Origin of the sequence: Paraburkholderia sediminicola, from assembly GCF_046027355.1 — a bacterium.
Lineage (GTDB): Bacteria > Pseudomonadota > Gammaproteobacteria > Burkholderiales > Burkholderiaceae > Paraburkholderia > Paraburkholderia sediminicola_B.
In genome coordinates this window covers 41,481-63,507 of record NZ_JAQQEK010000018.1, presented here as the reverse complement: position 1 = coordinate 63,507, position 22,027 = coordinate 41,481, and the positions used below count along the sequence as shown (strand labels likewise).

The window sequence follows — 22,027 nt, the reverse complement described above, 5'->3', positions numbered from 1 at the left end:
ATGCGGATTTACTACACAGTTTGGGGGACATGGCGGGCATTCAAGTGCCCGCACCGGGCCACGCCATCAGCCCGCTGCGCGCTCCAATGCGTCGATGAACATGGCGGCGACGTCGAAGCCGGTTTGATCCATGATCTCGCGGAAACACGTCGGGCTCGTCACGTTCACTTCGGTCAGCCAGTCGCCAATCGCGTCCAGCCCCACCAGCAGCAAACCTCGCGCGGCCAGCACCGGCGCCAGCGTATCGGCAATCTTGCGGTCATGCTCGGTCAGCGGACGCGCCACGCCAAGGCCACCGGCCGCGAGATTGCCACGCACCTCATTACCCTGAGGAATACGCGCGAGCGAATACGGCACGGCTTCGCCACCTATCAGCAGGATGCGCTTGTCGCCCTCCTTGATCTCGGGGATGAATTTCTGCGCCATCACCGAACGCGCGCCGTCGTGGCTGAGCATTTCGATGATCGAACCGAGGTTCATGCCGTCGGCCTTCACGCGAAACACGCCCATACCGCCCATGCCGTCGAGCGGCTTCAGGATCACGTCGCCGTGCTCTTCATGGAACGCACGCAAACGGCTCGCGTCGCGCGTAACCAGCGTGGGCGCGACGAACTCCGCAAACTCGCCGATCGCGAGCTTTTCCGAGTGATCGCGAATCGCCTGCGGTTTGTTGAAGATGCGCGCGCCGCCGCGTTCGGCCATTTCGAGAAGCCACGTGGACGTGACATATTCCATGTCGAACGGCGGGTCTTTGCGCATCACCACGGCGCTAAAGCTCTTGAGCGAGCGCGGCGTGGCCGGTTCGGCGTCGTACCAGACTTCGCGATGCAGATCGGTGACGTCGCCGACAATCGCAAAGCGCTGCACGTTCGCCTCGACGTCGCCACCCGTCCACGCCAGATGCTTCGGCTCGCACGTGTACAGCACGTGACCGCGGCGCGCCGCTTCGGCCATCATCGCGTAGGTCGAGTCTTTGTAGATCTTGAATTGCGTGAGCGGATCGGCGATGAAAAGAATGTCCATGAAGGTCCCGGTGCGCCCTGACGGGCTTGGCATTGATCGTAAATATAGTCGTTGAAAATGGCGATGGCGGCACGCATGCCGCCATCGACCACCCAAGGTGGCTTAGACCTGAATCGCTTCCGGATCGGTCTTTTCCAGTTCCACCGATGCGGCCAGCAGTCCGAGCCGCGCCACCACGCCGTACATATAGAAGCGGTTCGGCGGCGCCGCGCCGGGCTTGGCGTGCGCATCGGGCAGCGCCGTATGCTCGAAGCCGAGCGGCACGAAGTGCATGCCCGGCGCGTTCAGATTCTGATCGCGCTCGCGGCTGCCGTGCGCGCGATAGAAGCCGCCCACCACATAGCGGTCGATCATGTACACGACCGGCTCTGCCACTTCTTCGCCAATGCGCTCGAAGGTGTACACGCCTTCCTGCACGATCACGTCATGCACTTCCAGACCGTCTTTGGTCGCGGCCATCTTGGCGCGTTCGCGCTTGGTGAGCGCGGCGACTTCCGACGCGTCGTGCACGGTCATCACACCCATGCCGTACGTGCCCGCATCCGACTTGATGACGACATACGGTTTTTCGGAGATGCCGTACTCGCGATACTTCTTGGCGATCTTCTTCAGCACGCCGTCGATCGCGTCCGTCAGCGCTTCCTCGCCGGTGCGTTCCTGGAAGTCGACGCCCTCCACATGCGCGAAGTACGGATTGATCATCCACGGATCGATCTCGACCATCTTCGCGAACTTCTTCGCGACGTCGTCATAGCAGGAAAAATGCGTCGATTTACGGCGTACGGCCCAGCCGGCGTGCAGCGGCGGCAGCAAATACTGCTCGTGCAGGTTTTCGAGCACGGGCGGGATGCCGCCCGACAGATCGTTATTCAGCAGAATCGAGCACGGGTCGAAATTCTTCAGGCCGAGGCGCCGCTGCGAGCGCTCGAGTGGTTCGAGCACGAGCTTCTGGCCGTCGGAGAGCGCGATCGTGACCGGTCCGTTGATGGTTTCGTCGAGCGTGCCGAAACGCACGTTCAAGCCGGCCTGGCGCATGATCGCGGCCAGACGGGCGACATTCTCGAGATAAAACGCGTTGCGCGTGTGGCGCTCGGGAATCACCAGCAGGTTCTTGGCGTCCGGGCAGATCTTCTCGATCGATGCCATCGCGGCCTGCACCGCGAGCGGCAACACTTCCTGCGGCAGATTGTTGAATGCGCCAGGAAACAGATTGGTGTCGACCGGCGCGAGCTTGAAGCCCGCGTTGCGCAGATCGACGGAACAGTAGAACGGCGGCGTGTGCTCCTGCCATTCGAGCCGGAACCAGCGTTCGATGGCGGGGGTAGCGTCGAGGATCTTCCGCTCAAGATCGAGCAGCGGGCCGTTTAACGCCGTAACTAGGTGCGGAACCATTGATCACTCGCAGACTGGAGAAAAAAGATTGTAGAGCAAATGCTTTGTCCATTTGGGGACGGTTTCTCCATTCGCAAGCGGACGCGAATGCATTCTCGCTATCGCCATCATAGGCGGGGAAAACTACTGTTTACAAGATAGCGCGCAAGAAAAAAGCCCGCCATGAAGGCGGGCCAAAATCGCTGCGCTTAGTCGTGATCCAGCGAGCCCGGGAGCGCGGGCTCGCAGTGTGTTGCTTATTCGACGTGTTCGCCGTGCAGGCTCACGTCCAGACCTTCGCGTTCCTGTTCTTCCGTCACGCGGATGCCCATCACCATGTCGATGACCTTCAGCAGGATGAAGCTCACCACGCCGCTGTAGATCAGCGTCGTCAGCACGCCCTTGGCCTGCAGGATGACGCTGCCGTCCGCGCCGCCGATGTCCTTGACCGCGAACACGCCGGTCAGGAGCGCACCCACGATACCGCCGATGCAGTGCACGCCGAACGCGTCGAGCGAGTCGTCGTAACCGAACTTGTGCTTGAGCCACGTTGCCGACCAGAAGCAGACCACGCCGGCCACGATACCGATCACCAGCGCGCCGAGCGTACCGACGAAGCCCGAAGCCGGCGTGATCGCCACCAGACCTGCCACCGCGCCCGACACGATACCGAGCACCGAAGGCTTACCCTTGGCGGCCCATTCAGCGAACATCCAGGCCAGTGCTGCTGCAGCGGTTGCCACTTGCGTTGCGAACATCGCGAAACCGGCACGGCCGTCAGCCGCCACCGCCGAACCCGCGTTGAAGCCGAACCAGCCCACCCACAGCATGGACGCGCCGATCAGCGTGAGCGTCAGGTTGTGCGGAGCCATCACTTCCTTGCCGTAGCCGACACGCTTGCCGAGCACCAGACAGCAGACCAGACCCGCGACACCGGCGTTGATGTGCACCACCGTGCCGCCCGCGAAGTCGAGGATGCCCGCGCTAGCCAGCCAGCCGGTCGGTTCCCAGACCATGTGCGCGATCGGCGAGTAGACGATGATCGACCACAGCGTCATGAACACCAGCATCGCCGAGAACTTCATACGATCGGCAAACGCGCCCGTGATCAGCGCCGGGGTGATGATCGCGAACGTCATCTGATAGACGAAGTAGACCGTTTCCGGGATCGTCGGGGCCAGATGGCTGACGGTCAGCGTCGTGGCCTTGTCGCCCTTGATGTAGTTCATGCCCGCCATGAAGACGCGCGAGAAGCCGCCGATGAACGAACCGCCCGGCGTGAAGGCGAGGCTGTAGCCCACCACCGTCCAGATGATCGTCACGAGGCAGGTGATCGCGAAGCTTTGCATCAGCGTCGCGAGCACGTTCTTCTTGCGGACCATGCCGCCGTAGAACAGCGCCAGACCCGGGATCGTCATGAACAGCACGAGCGCGGTGGAGGTCAGCATCCAGGCGGTGTCGCCCGAATTGATCTTCGACGAATCGACCGAGAACGGCGCGGTCGGGGCAGCCGGCGCAGCGTCCGATGCTGCGGGTGCGGCGGCGGCCGCGCTGGCAGCCGGTGCGGCGGACGCGTCAGCGGCCGGTGCCGAAGCCGCGGCGGCAGCGGGTGCTGCCGAGGCGTCCGGTGCCGGCGCGCTCGCCGTCGTATCGGAAGCAGCGGCCGAAGCGGCTGCGGGGGCGGAAGCGTCGTCCGCGAGGGCGGCGCCGATACCGCCCGCGAGCAGCGAACCGGCCATCAGCAAGGACATCATTAATTTGCGCATCTTTCGTTTCCTCTTGTCGCTATCTGTGTCGCTATCTTTTGGTATTACAGAGCGTCCGCGCCGGTCTCCCCGGTACGGATCCGAATCACTTGTTCGATCGGCGTGACGAAGATCTTGCCGTCGCCGATCTTGCCGGTGCGTGCCGCGCGCTCAAGCGCCTCGATTGCCTGGTCGACGATGTCGTCCGAGACCGCGGCCTCGATCTTCACCTTCGGCAGAAAATCGACGACGTATTCAGCGCCGCGATACAGTTCCGTGTGGCCCTTCTGGCGACCGAAACCTTTGACTTCCGTCACCGTGATGCCCGAGACGCCGATGGCCGACAAGGCTTCGCGCGCCTCATCGAGCTTGAACGGCTTGATGATTGCGGTAATGAGTTTCATGAAATCCCTCGCTTAGTTGCGTAACCCGTTTGCGTAACTCTCGTTGCGTACCTGTAAACCGTTCGCGTGGTCTCGTTCCGCTGCCGGTAAAAAGGCGCCGGCAGTGCGCGCGGGGCAGTAACAGCAACTCGCATGCCATGTTGTGTCAGACTCCGCACCGTGGACGTTGCAAAAGGGGCGCAAGCCGCCCTGGCCGGACGGCCAACGTTGGCGGGGGCACGCTGGCGCGGCGTATGGATCGTTGCTAGAGTGTTCGAAGGTTTTGAACGCACGGGCGCGCACCAAAGGGGCTCATGCGGCAACGGCACGCAACGGGACATGCACCAACACCGATCATTTGCTGTCACAAAGCACAGGCGTAACGAAACATGCACATTTTTTGTGCACCAAGGGGAACACCATGAAACAACCGAACGATGTTTTTAACGACTTTCAGGCCCGCATGAGCGAGCTGTTCAAGAACTCGCCGGCCAAAGATGTCGAACGCAACGTCAAAGCCATGCTGTCGCAGGGTTTCTCGAAGCTCGATCTGGTCACGCGTGAGGAATTCGATACCCAGACCCAGGTGCTGGTGCGCACGCGCGCTCGCCTGGAAGAGCTGGAGCGCCGCGTCGCCGAGCTCGAACAGAAGCTGCCGGTCACGCAAACGCCGTAACGCTTTGCTCGCGGCGTAGTAGCCGCGCAGTGCTGCACATCACAGGCAAGCGAGCCGTGACGTCATCAGCGTTTTAGGGGACTTGCGCGCGCCCTCGGCGCGCCGTCCGACGGGAGAAAACATGTCGCTTGCCGTGGTGCGCAGTCGCGCGCCGGCCTCTGGCCGCGCGCCCGAAGTAACCGTCGAGGTCCACCTCGCGAACGGATTACCCTCTTTTTCGATCGTCGGCCTGCCTGATCTGGAAGTGCGCGAAAGCCGCGAGCGCGTGCGCGCGGCGCTGCAGAACTGCAATTTCGACTTCCCCGTCCGACGCATCACCGTCAATCTCGCGCCCGCTGATCTACCGAAGGAATCCGGCCGCTTCGATCTGCCAATCGCGCTGGGCATTCTGGCGGCGAGCGGCCAGATTCCCGCCGAGTCCTTGCTGCATCGTGAATTCGCGGGCGAACTGTCGTTGACTGGTGCGCTCAGGCCGATGCGCGGCGCTTTCGCCATGGCATGCGGAACGGCGCGCAGCGCGGTGGCTCAAGGAGGCGGTGCGCCACAATCCACCGGGATTGCGAGCGAGCTTGCTGCATGCGAGGCGCCCGCGCATTCCACGCCTCAGCTCTACTTGCCCGCCGCGAGCGCGGCGGAAGCGGCGCTCGTACCCGGCGTCGATGTCTACGGCGCCGCTGATCTGCCTTCGTTGTGCGCTCATCTCGCGGGAGCGGCGGACGCGCGGCTGTATCCGGTTGCCGCGCCGGACCTCGCTGAAAGCGCTGATGCGGTCGTCCCGGATATGGGCGACGTGATCGGCCAGCGCGGCGCGCGCCGGGCGCTCGAAGTTGCCGCGGCCGGCGGGCATCACGTCTTGCTAGTCGGACCACCCGGCGCGGGCAAATCGATGCTCGCCGCCCGCCTGCCGGGCCTGCTGCCGCCCATGACCGACGACGAAGCGCTCGCCTCCGCTGCGTTGCTGTCCGCAAGCCGGGCCGGCTTCGCGCCCTCGCAATGGCGTCGACGGCCGTTTCGCGCGCCGCATCATTCGTCGAGCGCCGCGGCGCTGGTCGGCGGGCGCAATCCGCCGCAGCCAGGTGAAATCACGCTGGCGCATCTGGGTGTACTTTTTTTGGACGAACTTCCCGAGTTCGATCGCCATGTGCTCGAAACGCTGCGTGAACCGCTCGAGGCCGGCCGCATCACGATTTCACGCGCCGCCTTGCAGGCGGATTTTCCAGCAGCCTGCCAGTTAATCGCCGCCATGAATCCGTGCCCATGCGGCTGGCGCGGCGATCCCAACGGCCGCTGCCGCTGTACACCCGAGATCGCTGCGCGCTATTTGCGCAAGCTCTCCGGCCCCTTGCTCGACCGGATCGACATCCAACTCGAGATTCCGGCGCTCACGCCGGCGGAACTGTCCGCCCGGCCGACCGCGGCCGGCGAGACAAGCGCGGCCATTGCGGCGCGCGTCAGTCTCGCCCGCGAGCGGCAATTGAGCCGTCAGGGCAAAACCAACCGTGAACTGGGAGGACGGGAAGTGGACGAGGTCTGCCGCCCTGACTCAGCGGGCGAAGCCTTGCTGCGCGAAGCCGGCGAGCGCTTCGGCTGGTCGGCGCGTGCGTATTACCGGGTTCTGAAGGTCGCGCGCACCATCGCCGACCTCGCCGGCACGGCCATGCCGAGCGCCGCGCAGATCGGCGAAGCGATCCAATATCGCCGGGCTTTTGGCTCCTGATGAGGCAAAAAATATGCTGTCAAGACTTGACTTATGCACACGCGCACGTTCCAGATAGATTTTGAAACAACTGAAAGGTACGTTGTGGGCCGCACCCAGAAAGCATTGATTTGATTGACTTTTTTTAACGACATCGAGCGGGTCGAATCTGACAGGGTGCCCATGGAATGGGCATCTCCAGCCAATTTGCCCGAGTTCTCAACAGAGTTATCCACAGGACTTGTGAGTAACCTGAAAACTTCAACGTAAACCGGGAATTAGCGCGCGATGCTGCCAAGGAACTTTCACTGTGCTCAGCACCTCAGTTGAGCCACATCACGCGCCGAATCGGACAAAAATACCGCTCTCAATACAGTTGAAACGACGAAAAAAATTGATCGACCTGTTCCTGCTGCATCGGCTTGGAGGCAATGATCGCCGCCTGATAGACATGCCGTCCGCGCGCCACTAGGCGAGCGTAGACGGTGCGCGCCTCATGCTGCGAGCCGGCCTCGCCGCTCAGCTTCATTTCCAGACCGAGCACCTGGCCGCCAGCAGCAAGCGGGACCTGCACGGCACGCGCGTCGGGCGCGGCGCCCACGTTACGGGCAAGGCCGGTGCGCAGGAAATCGAGCGCGGCGCGCTGGGTGGCTTCGTCGTCGTTTGGCAGCATCACGGTGCCGACCGCGAAGACGGCGTCGCCGGCTTCGGCCGTCTGCATCGCCATCTGCATCGGCGTGCCGTTGATCTGCACGGCCCGCTGATCGTTGCCCGGCTTGGCCGGCAGGTCGACGGTGTAGCCGTTGTCGTTGTTCATGATGGTCCGCCAGTCGAAAGTCGGCGAGCAGGCGCTCAGCGCGACGCCCAACGCCACGGTGCAGGCCAGCGTACGCAAGACTGCGCGCGTGCTCGGCAGTCGACGCGTGGCGCCGCCAGGCCGCTGGTCTGTCTCGATCAGGCGCGGCGAACAACTGGCAGAGGTTAGACGGGACGGAATTCGAGCGAGAAAGCGACTAACGCGACTGAAGCGAAAAACAGTTCGGAACATGGGGACAGAAGATTGGACTGACGAGAACGTAAAACCCTATTATCCGCTCCCAGCCGACGCCCTGCCGCGCCGCCGGAATGGGGCTACAATAGCGACGCTGTTCAGCACCGGGTCGAAAGCCCAAACCGACGCACTGTCCCGCGCGTTCCGCGCGACTCTCGAGGTTCCGTTCATGAGTTCCACCCCGTCCACCGCCGCACGGCGCGCGAGTCCGCTTCGCTACATCATCATTGCCGCCGTGGCCGTTGCGATCGCCATCGCCGGTTATTTCGCTTTTGCCGGCCAGCAGCGCGTGCCTGATGCGACCTTCACGTTGCTGTCCGGCCAGAAAGTCTCGACCGCTGACCTGAAAGGCAAGGTCTACCTCGTCAACTTCTGGGCGACGAGCTGCGATACCTGCATGAAGGAAATGCCGCAGATGGTCCAGACTTATAACCGCTTTAAGGGTCAAGGCCTCGAATTCGTCGCCGTGGCCATGAACTACGACGCGCCGATGTACGTGGCCAACTACACGCAAACTCGCCAGTTGCCGTTCAAGGTAGCGATGGACGACGGCTCGGCCGCCAAGCAGTTCGGCAACGTCCAGCTCACGCCGACCACGTTCCTCATCGACAAGGACGGCAAGATTCTGAAGCGCTATGTCGGCGAACCGCAATTCGCGGAACTCGACCAACTGCTGGAAAAAGCGCTGAAACCGGCCTGAACGCGCAGCGCAGCCTGACCCGATTCAACTGATTCAAACACGCCGGCGTCGCATCTCGACGCCGGCGTTTTCATATCCTCACCGCTCCCCTTCCCCTTTGGCCGCGAGGCCATATCGCTTGATCTTCTCGTAGAGCGTCGCCTTGCCGAGCTGCAGGTTGTCCGCCGCGATCGCGACCACGCCGCCGGTCTGCTCCAACGCCTCCGCGATCACCGCCCGCTCGAATTGTTCGACGCGCTCCTTCAAGGGCTGCGTGGCCGCGCCGTCGTCGCCGAAAGACATGACCGGATCGTCGGCGACGCCGAGCACGAAGCGGTCGGCGGCATTGCGCAGCTCCCGCACGTTGCCCGGCCAGTCGCGCTGCATCAGGCTCGCGCGCTGACGATCGGTGAGGATCGGTGCGGGGCGTTGATAACGCACGGCCGCATCCAGCAGGAAGTGTTCGAAGAGCGGCACGATGTCCTCGCGACGCTCGCCCAACGGGGGCAGCGCGATCGTCACCACGTTCAGCCGGTACAGCAGATCGCGCCGGAACGAACCGTCCGCGACATGCTCGGCCATGTCGCCCTTGGCGGCGGCGACCACGCGGCAATTCACGCGAATCGGCTGGTTCGAGCCGAGCCGCTCCAGCACGCCGTCCTGCAACACGCGCAGCAGCTTGACCTGCAGGGCGAGCGGCATGCTTTCGATTTCATCCAGAAACAGCGTGCCGCCCGATGCATGTTCGAGCTTGCCGATGCGGCGTTTCGCCGCGCCGGTGAAAGCGCCCGGCTCGTAGCCGAACATTTCCGACTCGAACATCGGCTCCGGCAGCGCACCGCAGTTCACCGCGATAAACGGTTTGTCACGCCGCGGCGATAGTTCGTGCAGACTGCGCGCGATCAACTCCTTGCCCGCGCCGGTGTCGCCGTTGATCAGCACGGAAGCGTCGGTGGGCGCGACATTGGCGATCAACCGCCGCACCTGCTCGATGGCCGGACTCCTGCCGATGATGCGCGGCGCCACCGAATTCTGTTCCGCCAACTCACGGCGCAGCGCGAGGTTCTCCAGCACCAGCTTGCGTCGCTCCAACGCGCGCCGCACGGTTTCGATCAGACGTTCGGACGCGAAAGGCTTTTCGATGAAGTCGTATGCGCCGTCGCGCATCGCCTGAACGGCCATCGAAATATCGCCGTGGCCCGTCACCAGAATCACCGGCACGTCGGGCGCGCGCTCGTGGCATTGCGCAAGCAAATCGAGGCCGCTCGCGCCCGGCAAGCGGATGTCGCTGACGATCACGCCGGAGAAGTCGGCGCTGATCGTCTTCGCCGCCGACTCCACCGAGGCGTGGCCGACCACGTCGAAGCCCGCCAGTTGCAGACTCTGCACGCTGGCGCGGCGCACCAGTTCGTCGTCTTCGATGTACAGCACTTGCAGGCCGTAGTTCAGCATGGCGTTTTCCGTGTGATTCAGGAGCCCGTGGTCAGCGGGTCCGATGTATGGCTCGTCTGCAGGCGTGCGCGGCGCAGCGTCAACACGAATAATGCACCGCCGTCCGGCGCGTTGCGCGCCACCAGCGAGCCGCCGCAATCGCGCGCGATCGACGACGATATCGCGAGTCCGAGCCCCAGCCCGTGGCCCATTTCCTTGGTGGTGAAGAACGGCTCGAACAGGCGCGGCAGGACATCGTCGGGAATGCCAGGGCCGTTGTCGCTCACGGCGAACGACAGATTCGCATCGGCGACTTGGATCTCGATCGAAATGCGCGGCGGATGGACGTCGGCGGTCGCATCGAGCGCGTTGCCGAGCAGGTTGATCAGCACCTGTTCGAGCCGCAGATCGTCGCAATTCGCGATCAGTTCGGGATGGTCGTCGGCGAGACTCATCGGCGTGCGCATGCCGCTGTCCGCATCGAGCAAGGCGAATTCGACCTCGACGCCTTGCAAGCGCTTTTGCAGCAACGCGACGACGTTGCGCAACGCCCGCACGATCGGCGCGCGCGCACTGCGCGGCCGCGCGCGTCCGACGAACAGTTTCAACTGATTGGTGATCTTGCCCATGCGCTCCGTGAGCGCGGCGATCGCTTCGAGATTTTCCCGCGCCGACGCCTGGTCGCCGCGTTCGAGCAGCACGCGCGTGTTGTCCGAGAAACCGCGCAGCGCGGCGAGCGGCTGATTCAATTCATGCGTGATGCCGGCGGCCATCTGACCGAGCGCGGCGAGCTTGCTCGCCTGGATCAGCTCGTCGTGCGCGGCGCGCAACTCCTGTTCGGCGCGCGTGCGTTCGGCCACTTCCTTCTGCAACTGTTCGTTCGCCTGCGAGAGATCAGCGGTGCGCTCGGCGACCCGCCGGTTCAGTTCGGCGTAGGCCTTTTGCAGCAGCGCGCGGCTGCGCATCACCTCGCGCACGCGAGCCCGGCGCATTCTCCAGTAGAACGCGAGCAACACCAGCGACACGTAGCCGAAGGCGGTGACGATGGTCGCCTTGCGCGCGTCGGCGTCGACCGGATCGACGGGCGACATGGTGATCAGATGCCAGTCCGGCTCGCCCATGCCGCGCCGCGACGCCAGGTAACGCGGCGCATAGCGGCCACCGCCGATACGCACGATCTGTGCATTGCCTTCGAGCGTGCGTTCGATCGACACCGGCAGCGGTGCGATCGGCTGCTGCGCATATTGACGCGCCTGGTAGATCGAATCGGCGACCGGCCCCGACAGCGGCCGGATCGTGTGGTATTTCCACGCCGGCACCGACGACAGAAAAATCACGCCGTGATCGTCGGTCACGACGAGCGGCTCGGACGCATCCACGCCCTGAAACCATTCGAGATCGAGTTTGACGACCGCCACGCCGACGATCTTGCCCTCGCGCCGCACCGGCTGCGAGATGTAGTAGCCCGGCGCCTGTGAGATCGTGCCGATGCCGAAGAAGCGGCCCACGCCGCCTTTGACCGCATCGAGAAAATACGGCCTGAATTGGTAGCCCGCGCCGATGAAGCTGCCCGGCCCGCGCCAGTTGCTCGCGGCGACGCAATAGCCGTCGAGTGGAATGATGTAAGTGACCGTGGCACGCGCGTGGCGGTTCAGGTCTTCAAGATAAACATTGGCGCGCGCGACGTTGGCCGGACTGGGATTGACCAGCACGTCTTGCACGATAGGATGTTCCGCCAGCAGATAAGGCAGCGATTCGTAGCGTTCGAGCGTGCTCTTCAGCGCGCTGGTCGTACGGTCGACTCGTACCGAGGCGTTGCGCCGCAAATGGTCGATGCCGCTTTGCCACGCGATGCTGTACGTGAGCCCGCACGCCACCACGAGCCCGGCGACGAGCGCGAAGAGGATCAGCAGGCGTCGCGTCACGTTGGCAATATCCGATCGGTGAGGATCGTTTATTGTGGCATAAGGCGACGCGTCGTCGGCGTAAGCCTCGTCGGCCGACGGCGCGGGAGTTTGGCGCGCGGACACCGGTTTCATATGCTGGTGTCCGCGGCCGTGAGCGTTGCGTTAAAGGACGTTGCCGATGCGCGGCTTAGACGCCGGCCGGCTCTTTGACGGCCACGTCGCCGCGCAACGCGGCGTTCAGCTTGTTGCGGTCCAGTTCCTTTTCCCACGCCGACACCACCACCGTCGCCACACCGTTGCCGACAATGTTCGTCAGCGCACGGCATTCGCTCATGAAGCGATCGATACCGAGAATCAGCACCATGCCCGACAGCGGAATGGTCGGCACCACCGCCAGCGTCGCGGCCAGCGTGATGAAGCCCGCGCCCGTCACACCGCTCGCGCCCTTCGAGGTCAGCATCGTCACCGCCAGCAGCGTGAGCTGCTGCGTCCACGTGAGGTCCGTGTTAGTGGCTTGCGCGATGAACAGCACGGCCATCGTCATATAGATGTTGGTGCCGTCGAGGTTGAACGAATAACCGGTCGGCACCACGAGGCCCACCACCGAACGCGAGCAGCCGAGTTTTTCGAGCTTCAGCATCAGTTGCGGCAGCGCGGCTTCGGACGAACTCGTGCCGAGCACGATCAGCATCTCTTCCTTGATGTACGCAACGAAGCGCAGGATGTTGAAGCCCACCGCACGCGCGATGATGCCGAGCACCACCACCACGAAGACGATCGAGGTCAGATAGAACGTGCCGATCAGTTTCAGCATCGGCAGCAGCGAGCCGATCCCGTACTTGCCGATCGTGAACGCCATCGCGCCGAACGCGCCGATCGGCGCCAGCTTCGTGATGATCCGCACAATGCCGAACAGAATGTGCGAGAGCCCGTCGATGAAGTTCGTCACGACCTTGCCCTTCTCACCGGCCGTCGCGAGCACCGCGCCGAACAGCAGCGCGATCAGCAGGATCTGCAGGATTTCACCCTGCGCGAATGCCGACGAGAGCGTGTCCGGAATGATGTGCATCAGGAAGTCGACCGTGGTCTGGCCGTGCGCCTTGGCGGCGTACGACGCCACCGCCTTGCCGTCGAGCGTGGCCGGGTCGATGTTGAAGCCGACGCCCGGCTTCAGCAAGTGCGTGGCGATCAGGCCGAGCACCAGCGCGAAGCTCGAGACGATCTCGAAGTACAGCAGCGCCTTGCCGCCGACGCGCCCGACCTTCTTCATGTCTTCCATGCCGGCGATGCCCGTCACCACCGTACAGAAGATGATCGGCCCGATCACCATCTTGATCAGCTTGATGAAGCCGTCGCCGAGCGGCTTCATGTCGACGGCGAGATTCGGGTAGAAATGCCCGAGCGCGATGCCGATGATGATCGCCACGATCACCTGGACGTACAGCACTTTGTGGATAGGTTTCTTCACGATGGTTCCTGCGATGTGGATGAGCTCAATGGCCTGCCACGCTGCGCATCATGCGAACGAATAGTCGTCACGCCTGTGCACGGCATTAGGCCGCGACAAGACGACGAATTCAGAAATACCGGGAAGGGAAATCGGACATCGTTGTCTCCTTGCTTTAGTTGTCGGACCGTTGCGGCCGCGGCTTCTATTTCGCAAGGTCGATGCCAGCTTGATGCCGGGCTCGGCGCATTGATTCTTATGGGTTTTCTGACGCTTCACCGTAAGCGCAGTCCGGGATTCCGGAAATCCGGACAAGGGTTGTCGGGGAATCCGGAATCGATCGGGGCGGCGGCTGCGGGATAACCCGTAAGGCTTTCTACGGCGTGCCTTGCCCGAAAGCAAGCGCGCCGTCCAACACGCTCGGCTTAAACGCCGCCCTCCTCCAACACCAGCAGATTCTCGTGCGAGAAACCGAGCGACACCGGCTGACCGCGTTCAGGCAAACCGCGATTCGGGTCGTTGAATACGTCGAGCGAAATCACGGCGTCTTTCACGCGGGTTCTGATGCGCACCACCGCGCCGAGGAAATTCACCTCTTCGACCGTAGCGTTCAGCGTGTTGCGGCCAGGCGCGGCCGGCTCCAGCACGATCGCTTCGGGCCGCAGCGCGAGCAGGCGTTTCCTGCCCGCATCGTTCGACGGCAACTCCTGCGTGGTGGTCAGTTCCTGGCCGTCCACGACCATCTTGCCGGTCGCCGGATCGACCACATGGCCGGCCAGAATATTCAGCGTGCCGACGAACGACGCGACAAAGCGCGTGCGCGGAAAGTTGTAGATCTCCGAGGGCGAGCCGATCTGTTCGACGCGGCCCTCGTTCATCACGACGATGCGGTCGGAGATCGACAGCGCCTCTTCCTGATCGTGCGTGACGAAAATCGACGTGATGCCGAGTTCGCGCTGCAACGCGCGAATGTCCTGGCGTAACGAGATACGGATCTTCGCGTCGAGCGCCGAGAGCGGTTCGTCGAGCAGCAGCACCTGCGGCTTGCCGGCGAGCGCCCGCGCGAGCGCCACGCGCTGCTGCTGGCCGCCCGACAATTGCCACGGATAACGTCCGCCCAGATGCGGCAGCTTGATCAGCTGCAGCATCTCCTCCACACGCTGATTGATCTCCGCCTGCGGCCGATGCGTGATCTTCAGCCCGAAGCCGATATTCTCGGCCACCGTCATGTTCGGAAACAGCGCATACGACTGGAACACCATGCCGACCTTGCGTTGCCGCGTGCGAAGGTGCGTGACGTCCTTGTTGTCGAGCCGGATGATGCCGCGCGTCGGCGTTTCGAAGCCGGCGATCATGCGTAGCACCGTCGTCTTGCCGCAGCCGGATGGCCCGAGGAAAGTAATGAATTCGCCGCGTTCGATCTGCATGTCGAAGTGATGCAGCGCAATGTTCGCCCCGAAGGACTTATGCAGATTTTCGATCTCAAGGAATGCCATGATTCGCTGCCTCAGTCCGTGAAACTCATTGGATCAAACTCATTGGTCAAACTTTCTGGCCGCTCATCGCGCGGGCCGAGCCGAATACCTGAATCAAACCCATCGACGCCCACGTGATCACGAACGCGATGATCGCGAGCGCCGACGGCTCGTACGCGCGGTTCGCACCGATCAATTGCAGATACGGACCGAACGCGGGGCGGTCGAGCAGACTCGCCAGCGTGAACTCGCCGATCACCACCGCAAAGGTGAGAAACGCGCCGGACAGAATGCCGGAGCGGATGTTCGGGAAAATCACTTTGAAGAGAATCGTCGGCCAGTTCGCGCCGAGACACTCGGCGGCTTCCGTAAGCGAGCGCACGTCGACCGCGCGCAGGCCGGCATCGACGGCGCGGTACATGTACGGCAGCGAAAGCGTCACGTAGCCGAACACCAGCAGCAGGTCGGTGGCGCGCTCGTTGCCGGTAAGCGGCAGGATCGAACTGCTGTTATAGATGCGCAGATAACCGAACACGATCACAATCGCCGGCACCACGAGCGGCAACAGCGTGATGAATTCGACCAGCGGCCGTAGCTTCGGCAAGCGCAACTGCACCCAGTAAGCGGTCGGCACGACCAGCAGCACGCCGACGACGATCGTCAGCAGCGCCATCAGAATCGAGTAGCCGAACGAGGCCTGAAAGCGCGGATCGCCGAGTACGACGCTGTACGCTTCGAAGCTATAAGTGCCGCGCTTCATGCGCAGGCTGAACTCGAACGTCGCGATCAAGGGGATGAGAAAGTACAGCGACCCGACGATCATCGCGGTCCACGCACCCACACGCGATTGGCTTTTCATCGACGTCCCCTTTCAGCGCGCGAGCGCAGCCAGATGTAGCCGCCATTCGAAAGGCCGGTGACGAGCACCATGCCGAGCGCGAGCGCATAGCCGAGATTCTGGTTGTGCATCACGTCGCCGCGAATCTGTGCATACAACAGGATCGTCACGATGTTCAGCGAACTGCCGGTCAGCGCATAGGCCGTGGCGACCGCGCCGAACGAATTGGCGAACAGCAGCAACGCTGCGCCGAGCACGCTCGGCCACAGCACCGGCAACGCAACGTAGCGCCAGTATTGATAAGCGGAGCCGCCCAGACAATCGCAGGCCTCGCGCCATTCGCGCTTCAGACCGTCGAGCGCGGGCGTGACGATCAGCACCATCAAGGGAATCTGGAAATACAGATAGGTCAGCGTCAGGCCGGAAAAGCTCAGGATGCTGAAGCCGGTCGAATACAGATTGAAGCCGAGGTATTTCTTCAACAGCACAGTGACGAGCCCGACGCGCCCCAAAGTGCAGATGAAAGCGAACGCGAGCGGCACGCCGGCAAAGTTCGACGCGACGCCCGAAAACGTCATCAAGGTCGGACGAATCCAGCCGGGCAGTTTGCCTTGCACCGCCGCCCATGCGAGCAGCGAGCCGATCACCGCGCCGCCCAGCGATGACGCGGCGCTCACCTTGAAGCTGATCCAGTACGCGTCCATCACGGTCGGCTGGAGCAGATCGCGGAAATTGGCGAGCGTGAAGTGGCCGTGCGAATCCTGGAACGCGCCGACCATCAGGAAGCCGGTTGGCAGAATCAGAAACAGCAGCGCGAACGTGAAAAACGGCACCACGCCGATCCAGGCGAGTAACTGCGACGCGCGGCCCGGGCCGTCGACGCGAGGCGTTGGGGTGGGCACAGGCGGAACCAGCAATTTCGGCTGCACCGATCCAGCATCCGATGAAGCGCTCATAGCTCACCCTTGGGGCAATCTGGCAAACGCACCAGGCACGCCGCGCTCATCACGAGCGGCGGCGCGCCGGGGCGGCAAAACTTCACGCTACGGTTTTTTCGGCATCGCGACGCGCGTGTTGCGCTGCCGCCGCGACTCACGCTACGCCGCTTACTTGACGTTCGCGCCGACCGCTTCGTCCCAGTGCTTCGTGATGGTGTCCTTGTACGCATCCTGTTGCGAGAGCGTCGGGAACACCACGTTCTTGTAAGCCGACGGCGGCGGCAGCTTGTCGAGCAGCGCTTGAGGCACTTTCTTGCCGCTCACCAGTTCGTTGTAGCGCATCGGATGGCAATAGCCCTTCAGCCAGCCGATCTGGCCTTCGTCGGAGTACAGGTATTCCATCCACAGCTTGGCTGCGTTCGGATGCGGCGCGTAAGCGCTGATCGCCTGGACGTACACGCCGGCGACCACGCCCGTTTTCGGCACCACCACTTCCACCTTCGGATTGCCCTTCAGCGTGTCGCGGTCGGCCAACGCGTTGTAGTCCCAACGCACGACGATCGGCGTGGTGCCCTGCGCGAGCGATGCGGCCTTGCCGATCACCGGCACGAAGTTGCCGCTCTTGTTCAGGTTGGCGAAATACGTGAGACCGGCCTGCCCGGCCTTGCTCGCGTCGCCCTTGCTTTGCGACAGACCAGCGGCGTACACGGCCTGAATCGCCTGGTTCGCCGAGCGCGGGTCGCCGGCCAGCGAGACGGCGTTCTTGTAGTCCGGCTTGAGCAAATCGCTCCAGTCGGACGGCGCCTTGTCGATCATGTCGGCGTTGACTTCGAACGCGAGCACGCCGTAGTAATCGCCATACCAATAGCCGTCGGCATCCTTCGACTCTTTCGGAATCGAGTTCCACGTGGCGACCTTGTACGGCTGCAGCAGTCCTTCGGCCTTCGCCGACGGACCGAACGACAGGCCCACGTCGATCACGTCCGGCGCCTGCGGGCCTTTGTTGCCCTTGTTCGCCTTGATGGCTTCGATTTCGTCGCCCGAACCCGCGTCCGGATTCAGTTCGTTGATCTTGATGCCGTACTTCTTCTGAAAGCCGGCGACCAGTTCTCCGTAGTTGCACCAGTCGTGCGGCAGCGCGATCACAGTGAGTTGGCCTTCCTGCTTGGCGGCGGCGATCAGTGCGTCGAGCGGCGCGGCCGAAGCGCTGCTGTTGACGCCGGCGGCGGTGACACCCGCAACGGCCGACATCGAAAGTATGCGAGCTAACGCGGTGCGGTTCATAGTCGTTCCCCATCCTCTGCCGAAATTGCTACGTTTGGAAAATTTCTAGTTCGAGCTTCAGGGCGCGCCGTGCACGCTGGCACTTGTGCGCCCGCATCATGTCGCTCAGGCCGGATTGGCCGGCGCCGAGAACATGTCGTGTCGCAGTGTATCGATGCGATCTGTACAAATCATGTCGACGCCCCATTGCGCGAGCAGTTGTGCGCGCGCCGTGTCGTTGACCGTGTAGGCGAGCACGCGCAGGCCGGCGCAGTGAATCTCCGCGACGAGCCGCTCGGTGAGATAGCGTTGGTTCGCGTGAAAGGACACGCAGTCCAGTTCACGCGCGATGCGCAGCCAGTCGTCCGGCACTTCGTCGAACAGCATGCCGCGTTGCACCGACGGCGCCGCGTCGCGCGCCGCGGCGAGCGCCTCGACCGAAAACGACGATAGCAACGGCGGCGTCTTTTGTCCTTGCCACAAGGTCAGCGCGCCGCTTGCCACCAGCGTGCCGGTGATCTCGTCGCGGCCCGGACACGGTTTGATTTCGATGTTGGCGGCAATGCCGTCGCGCGCGCAACGCTCGGCCGCCTCGGCGAGCGTCGGCAAACGCGTGCCGGCGAATTGCGGTCCGTACCATGCACCGGCGTCGAGCGTTGCCAGTTGCCGCCATGTGTGTTCGGCGGCGGCACCGTGGCCGTTGGTGGTGCGCTCGAGTGTGTCGTCGTGCAGCAGGAAGAGCTGGTTGTCGGCGGATAGCTTGGCGTCGAATTCGACCATGCGGTAGCCGTAGCGCACGCAGGCGTCGAAACCGGCGAGCGTGTTTTCCGGCGCCAGCGTGCCGCCGCAGCGATGCGCGGCCAGTCGCGGATAAGGCCAGTCCGCGGACAAGGTGCGATTAATCCCGTTTCCCACGTCTCGTTACCTTTCAGATAGAGCGGGTTGACTATGCTCTCGACACGTTCCCGGCCGTCACCGCCGCCTCGGCCATCATGAGGCATATGCGGCCTCATGCTGTCTCCACGCGCGAGCCCGTGCGTAGTATCGCGCTAAGGCAAGCGCGGCGATACCCGGGCGTACGCGCGATGTTTTCCCCGCTGCACGCTGCAATGTCATTGTCAGGATGACGAAGCGTGCAGTCATCCCGCAGCGCAAAGCATCACCGGCCTATTGCCCGGACGGCAAACCGCAAGATCCATTATGGCGACGGCATGGGTCAATCAATTTGCCAAAAACGCCGCGAAATGCTCGGAACCGGACATTTCAATTCCTTTTCGAACATTTGATGTTCGAAATAGAGTCAGCGCTTCGATCTGCGAAGGCTAAGTTGAAATACACAAACTTGCAAGCTGCCAAAAAAATACAACACAATCCGGCTAAAGTAGTACGCTTGACATCGTCCGGACACACATTCGTGACCACGATGTCGCAGTTAAATACAAGCTGAATCAACGCGCGTGCGCATCCAGGGAAAAATGCATGTGGCAGGAAGACCGGCATCAAAGAATTCGCGCGTTGCTGTCCACGCTGCAGCGTGTGTCCACGGAACGGATCATGGCGGATCTCGGGGTGTCGCGCGAAACTGTGCGGCGCGACCTGCTCGATCTCGAAGCACTCGGTGAACTGCGGCGCGTGCACGGCGGCGCGATCAAGCCCGCCGACGAAGCGCCGATCGCCGAACGCGCCCACATGCGCGTCAAATCCAAAACGGCGATTGCGAAGGCGGCGACGCGTTTGATCGCGAGCGGCCAGACGCTGTTCATCGACGCCGGCACCACCACCGCCGCACTCGCCGAAGAACTGGCGAAACTCGCGAACCTCACCATCGTCACCAATTCGATCGACGTCGCATTGAAGATGCGCGGCGCCGTCGATCAAACCGAAGCCGCCAACGAAGTCATCCTGCTCGGCGGCTCGATCAGCGACCGCGCCATGGCGACCACCGGCGCCACCACCGTGCTCGACATCCAGCGCTATCGCGCGGACCTCGCGCTGCTGTCGCCGGTCGGCATCGATCACCGGCATGGCGCGACCAACTACGATCACGCCGAAACCGAAGTGGCGCGCGCCATGGTCGCCAATGCGGACCGCGTGGTGATCCTCGCCGACTACAGCAAGATCGGCCAGCGCAGCCGTATTTCGTACTGCCCGGTCGATCGGATCGACGTGCTGGTCACCAACAAAAAGGCGGCCGAAGCCGCCGATTTTGCATCGCTGAAAAAGAAGCTCGAAGAGATCGTGCTTGCGTAGGACTTGGGTTTTAGGTCAGGAGACTCGAGGTCTATTCCTTCACATGCATCGTGTCGAGCGAACGCTTGCGCAAGCGGGTGTCGTGCAACGCGCCGGCTGCGTCGAGTACCGGATAGGCGGTCGAGCAGAATAACGAGTTGAGCCGCTTCATGTCGCTGATCAGATCGAGATGCAGCGCACTGGTTTCGATGCTTCGCAAGGTCTGTCCGGCGAGCCGGTCCAGATGCCGGTATGAATACGCGCGCTCCAGATCGCGAAAGCGCTCCTTCTCCGCGAGCAGGCGCTCGGCGCAACGCAGATCGTTGTTCAGAAACACCGACAGGCCAAGCTGCAAATTGCTGACGAGCCGCGTCTGCAAATCGTCCAGCTCACCCAGCCCTTCCTCCGAAAACGACAGGCGGTGAGCAATCTTCTTTTCCTCGATGTCGCGCACGATCCGTTCGATGATGTCGCCCGCATGCTCCAGGTTGATGGTCAATGAAATGATGTCGGTCCAGCGGCGGCTGTCGGCTTCGTCGAGTTGCTCGCGCGAGATCAGCGTCAGATAGGTTTTCACGGCGGCGTAGAGCTCGTCCACGTCGTCGTCCATGCGTACCGTTTCGCGCGCTTTGTCCAGATTGTTGTGATGGATCAGGTCCGCCACGTTGTCGAGCATGGTCCGCACGATGTCGCCGATCCGCAGCACCTCGCGTGAAGCATGCGCGAGCGCGAGCGTCGGCGTGGACAGCGCGGTGGCATCCAGATGGAGCGGCCGCAGCTCACCGCCCGGCACCGGCCGGTCGGGCAACACGCGCACGCAGATACGCGCCACCGGGTCGATCAGCGAGAGGCACGCGCAGCAACGCAACGTGTTGTAGATCAGATGGAACCCGACCGTGGCTTCACGCGGATTCGCGATCAGCACCGGCAGACCGCGCGCGAGCAGCGAAGTGAACGGCAGGATCAGCAGCGCGCCGGCCAGCTTGAACGCGAAGCTGCCCAACGCGAGACGCCGCGCCGCCGCGTTTTGCGCGACGGTGCCGAGGAGCGCGAGCAAACCGCTGCCGAGATTCGCGCCGATCACGAGGCACAGGGCGACCTTCAGCGAAATCACGCCGGACGAGGCGAGCGTCGCGGTCAACAGGACGGCGGCGAGGCTCGAATAGGACAACATGGCGAACGCGGCGCCGACCAGTGCATCGAGCATGGTGTCGCCGGTCAATGCACCGAACATCACGCGCACGCCGGCGCCTTGCATCATGGGCTGGGCGGCTTCGACGATCAGACGCAACGCCAACAGAATCAGACCGAGGCCGATCAGTGTGCGGCCGGCCTGACCGAGACGGGTTTGCTTGCGCGACAGGAACAGCGGCACGCCGAGCAGAATCAGGATCGGCGACAACCAGGACAGATCGAGTGTGAGGATCCGCGCCATCAACGCGGTGCCGACGTCGGCGCCGAGCATGATCGCGAGACCACTGGTAAGCGGCAACAGTCCCTGCGCCGCGAACGACGTGACGATCACCGCGGTGGCATTACTGCTCTGCACGAGACTCGTGACGCCGACACCCGAGAGGAAAGCACGCCAGCGGCTACTGGTGCTGCGCCCCAGCACGCTGCGCAGATCGGCGCCGAGGACCCGCAGGATGCCGGTGCGCACAATGTGCGAACCCCACACGAGAAGCGCCACACCGGCCAGAAGGTTTAGGAGAATCAACATAAGGCACTGCGCATCCGTTCCTGCTGCCATGACCCGAACCGCATGCCGCGCGAACCGGCACCCGGGGCGTATGACAGTAGTGTTGCACATTTTTGCCTTATTGTAATTTTGTGCTTTTAAATATAGGCTCGTGTCAAGCTGTGGATGGCTGTGTG

General features: G+C 63.0%; 18 protein-coding genes. 4 read left to right on the top strand and 14 right to left on the bottom strand.

Annotation, left to right across the window (positions count from 1 at the left end; translation table 11 throughout):
* Positions 1 to 66: 66 nt before the first annotated feature.
* From gshB to PQR42_RS27390, 4 genes are all read right to left on the bottom strand, one after another.
* Entirely contained in the window at positions 67 to 1,023 is a 957-nt protein-coding gene (gene gshB / locus PQR42_RS27405; RefSeq protein ID WP_408389099.1) for a glutathione synthase, read from the bottom strand.
* Between the two features lie 102 nt (positions 1,024 to 1,125).
* Positions 1,126 to 2,415 (bottom strand): glutamate--cysteine ligase, encoded by a 1,290-nt coding sequence (gene gshA / locus PQR42_RS27400; RefSeq protein WP_408389101.1) that lies wholly within the window; start codon positions 2,413 to 2,415, stop codon positions 1,126 to 1,128.
* Positions 2,416 to 2,651: 236 nt separating this feature from the next.
* Entirely contained in the window at positions 2,652 to 4,160 is a 1,509-nt protein-coding gene (locus PQR42_RS27395) for an ammonium transporter (protein WP_408447284.1), read from the bottom strand.
* Between the two features lie 44 nt (positions 4,161 to 4,204).
* Entirely contained in the window at positions 4,205 to 4,543 is a 339-nt protein-coding gene (locus tag PQR42_RS27390) for a P-II family nitrogen regulator (protein ID WP_006048089.1), read from the bottom strand.
* Positions 4,544 to 4,943: 400 nt separating this feature from the next.
* On the opposite strand from PQR42_RS27390, the gene PQR42_RS27385 reads away from it, so the two are divergent.
* Positions 4,944 to 5,198: an accessory factor UbiK family protein gene (locus PQR42_RS27385; protein WP_012431591.1), complete on the top strand. Its 255-nt coding sequence runs from the start codon at positions 4,944 to 4,946 to the stop codon at positions 5,196 to 5,198.
* A 121-nt stretch (positions 5,199 to 5,319) separates the two neighbouring features.
* The gene (locus tag PQR42_RS27380) at positions 5,320 to 6,915 is read left to right on the top strand and encodes a YifB family Mg chelatase-like AAA ATPase (RefSeq protein WP_408494018.1); all 1,596 of its coding nucleotides are present in this window, start codon (positions 5,320 to 5,322) and stop codon (positions 6,913 to 6,915) included.
* Between the two features lie 346 nt (positions 6,916 to 7,261).
* Here the strand turns inward: PQR42_RS27380 and PQR42_RS27375 are convergent, their stop codons facing one another.
* A complete protein-coding gene (locus tag PQR42_RS27375; RefSeq protein WP_408388954.1) occupies positions 7,262 to 7,942 on the bottom strand; it encodes a hypothetical protein in 681 nt (226 codons plus the stop codon).
* A 172-nt stretch (positions 7,943 to 8,114) separates the two neighbouring features.
* Between PQR42_RS27375 and PQR42_RS27370 the strand changes: the two genes are divergently transcribed.
* Complete coding sequence (locus PQR42_RS27370) at positions 8,115 to 8,645, top strand: TlpA disulfide reductase family protein (RefSeq protein ID WP_408248836.1); 531 nt, start codon at positions 8,115 to 8,117, stop codon at positions 8,643 to 8,645.
* A gap of 78 nt (positions 8,646 to 8,723) precedes the next feature.
* On the opposite strand, the gene PQR42_RS27365 is transcribed toward PQR42_RS27370, so the two are convergent.
* The 8 genes from PQR42_RS27365 to ugpQ form a co-directional block, all read right to left on the bottom strand.
* Entirely contained in the window at positions 8,724 to 10,076 is a 1,353-nt protein-coding gene (locus tag PQR42_RS27365; protein WP_408213381.1) for a sigma-54-dependent transcriptional regulator, read from the bottom strand.
* Between the two features lie 17 nt (positions 10,077 to 10,093).
* Positions 10,094 to 12,094, bottom strand: coding sequence for a sensor histidine kinase (locus PQR42_RS27360; RefSeq protein ID WP_408388956.1), 2,001 nt, complete (start codon positions 12,092 to 12,094; stop codon positions 10,094 to 10,096).
* 55 nt (positions 12,095 to 12,149) lie between these two features.
* Entirely contained in the window at positions 12,150 to 13,430 is a 1,281-nt protein-coding gene (locus tag PQR42_RS27355) for a dicarboxylate/amino acid:cation symporter (RefSeq protein WP_408213386.1), read from the bottom strand.
* 404 nt (positions 13,431 to 13,834) lie between these two features.
* On the bottom strand, positions 13,835 to 14,905 hold the full coding sequence (locus PQR42_RS27350; RefSeq protein ID WP_408388958.1) for an ABC transporter ATP-binding protein: 1,071 nt from the start codon (positions 14,903 to 14,905) through the stop codon (positions 13,835 to 13,837).
* A gap of 46 nt (positions 14,906 to 14,951) precedes the next feature.
* The gene (locus PQR42_RS27345) at positions 14,952 to 15,743 is read right to left on the bottom strand and encodes an ABC transporter permease (RefSeq protein WP_095417604.1); all 792 of its coding nucleotides are present in this window, start codon (positions 15,741 to 15,743) and stop codon (positions 14,952 to 14,954) included.
* Positions 15,740 to 16,678: an ABC transporter permease gene (locus PQR42_RS27340; protein ID WP_408494015.1), complete on the bottom strand. Its 939-nt coding sequence runs from the start codon at positions 16,676 to 16,678 to the stop codon at positions 15,740 to 15,742. The genes PQR42_RS27345 and PQR42_RS27340 overlap by 4 nt, the downstream gene beginning before the upstream one ends.
* A 150-nt stretch (positions 16,679 to 16,828) precedes the next feature.
* Positions 16,829 to 17,944, bottom strand: a complete 1,116-nt coding sequence (locus tag PQR42_RS27335; RefSeq protein WP_408388960.1) for an ABC transporter substrate-binding protein — start codon at positions 17,942 to 17,944, stop codon at positions 16,829 to 16,831.
* 105 nt (positions 17,945 to 18,049) lie between these two features.
* Positions 18,050 to 18,838 carry a glycerophosphodiester phosphodiesterase gene (gene ugpQ, locus PQR42_RS27330; protein ID WP_408388962.1) on the bottom strand — a complete coding sequence of 263 codons (789 nt, stop codon included), beginning with the start codon at positions 18,836 to 18,838 and terminating at the stop codon, positions 18,050 to 18,052.
* Positions 18,839 to 19,402: 564 nt separating this feature from the next.
* Here ugpQ and PQR42_RS27325 point away from each other — a divergent pair.
* The gene (locus PQR42_RS27325; RefSeq protein ID WP_408213402.1) at positions 19,403 to 20,173 is read left to right on the top strand and encodes a DeoR/GlpR family DNA-binding transcription regulator; all 771 of its coding nucleotides are present in this window, start codon (positions 19,403 to 19,405) and stop codon (positions 20,171 to 20,173) included.
* A 31-nt stretch (positions 20,174 to 20,204) separates the two neighbouring features.
* Here the strand turns inward: PQR42_RS27325 and PQR42_RS27320 are convergent, their stop codons facing one another.
* Positions 20,205 to 21,872: a Na/Pi cotransporter family protein gene (locus PQR42_RS27320; RefSeq protein ID WP_408213405.1), complete on the bottom strand. Its 1,668-nt coding sequence runs from the start codon at positions 21,870 to 21,872 to the stop codon at positions 20,205 to 20,207.
* Positions 21,873 to 22,027: the final 155 nt, after the last annotated feature.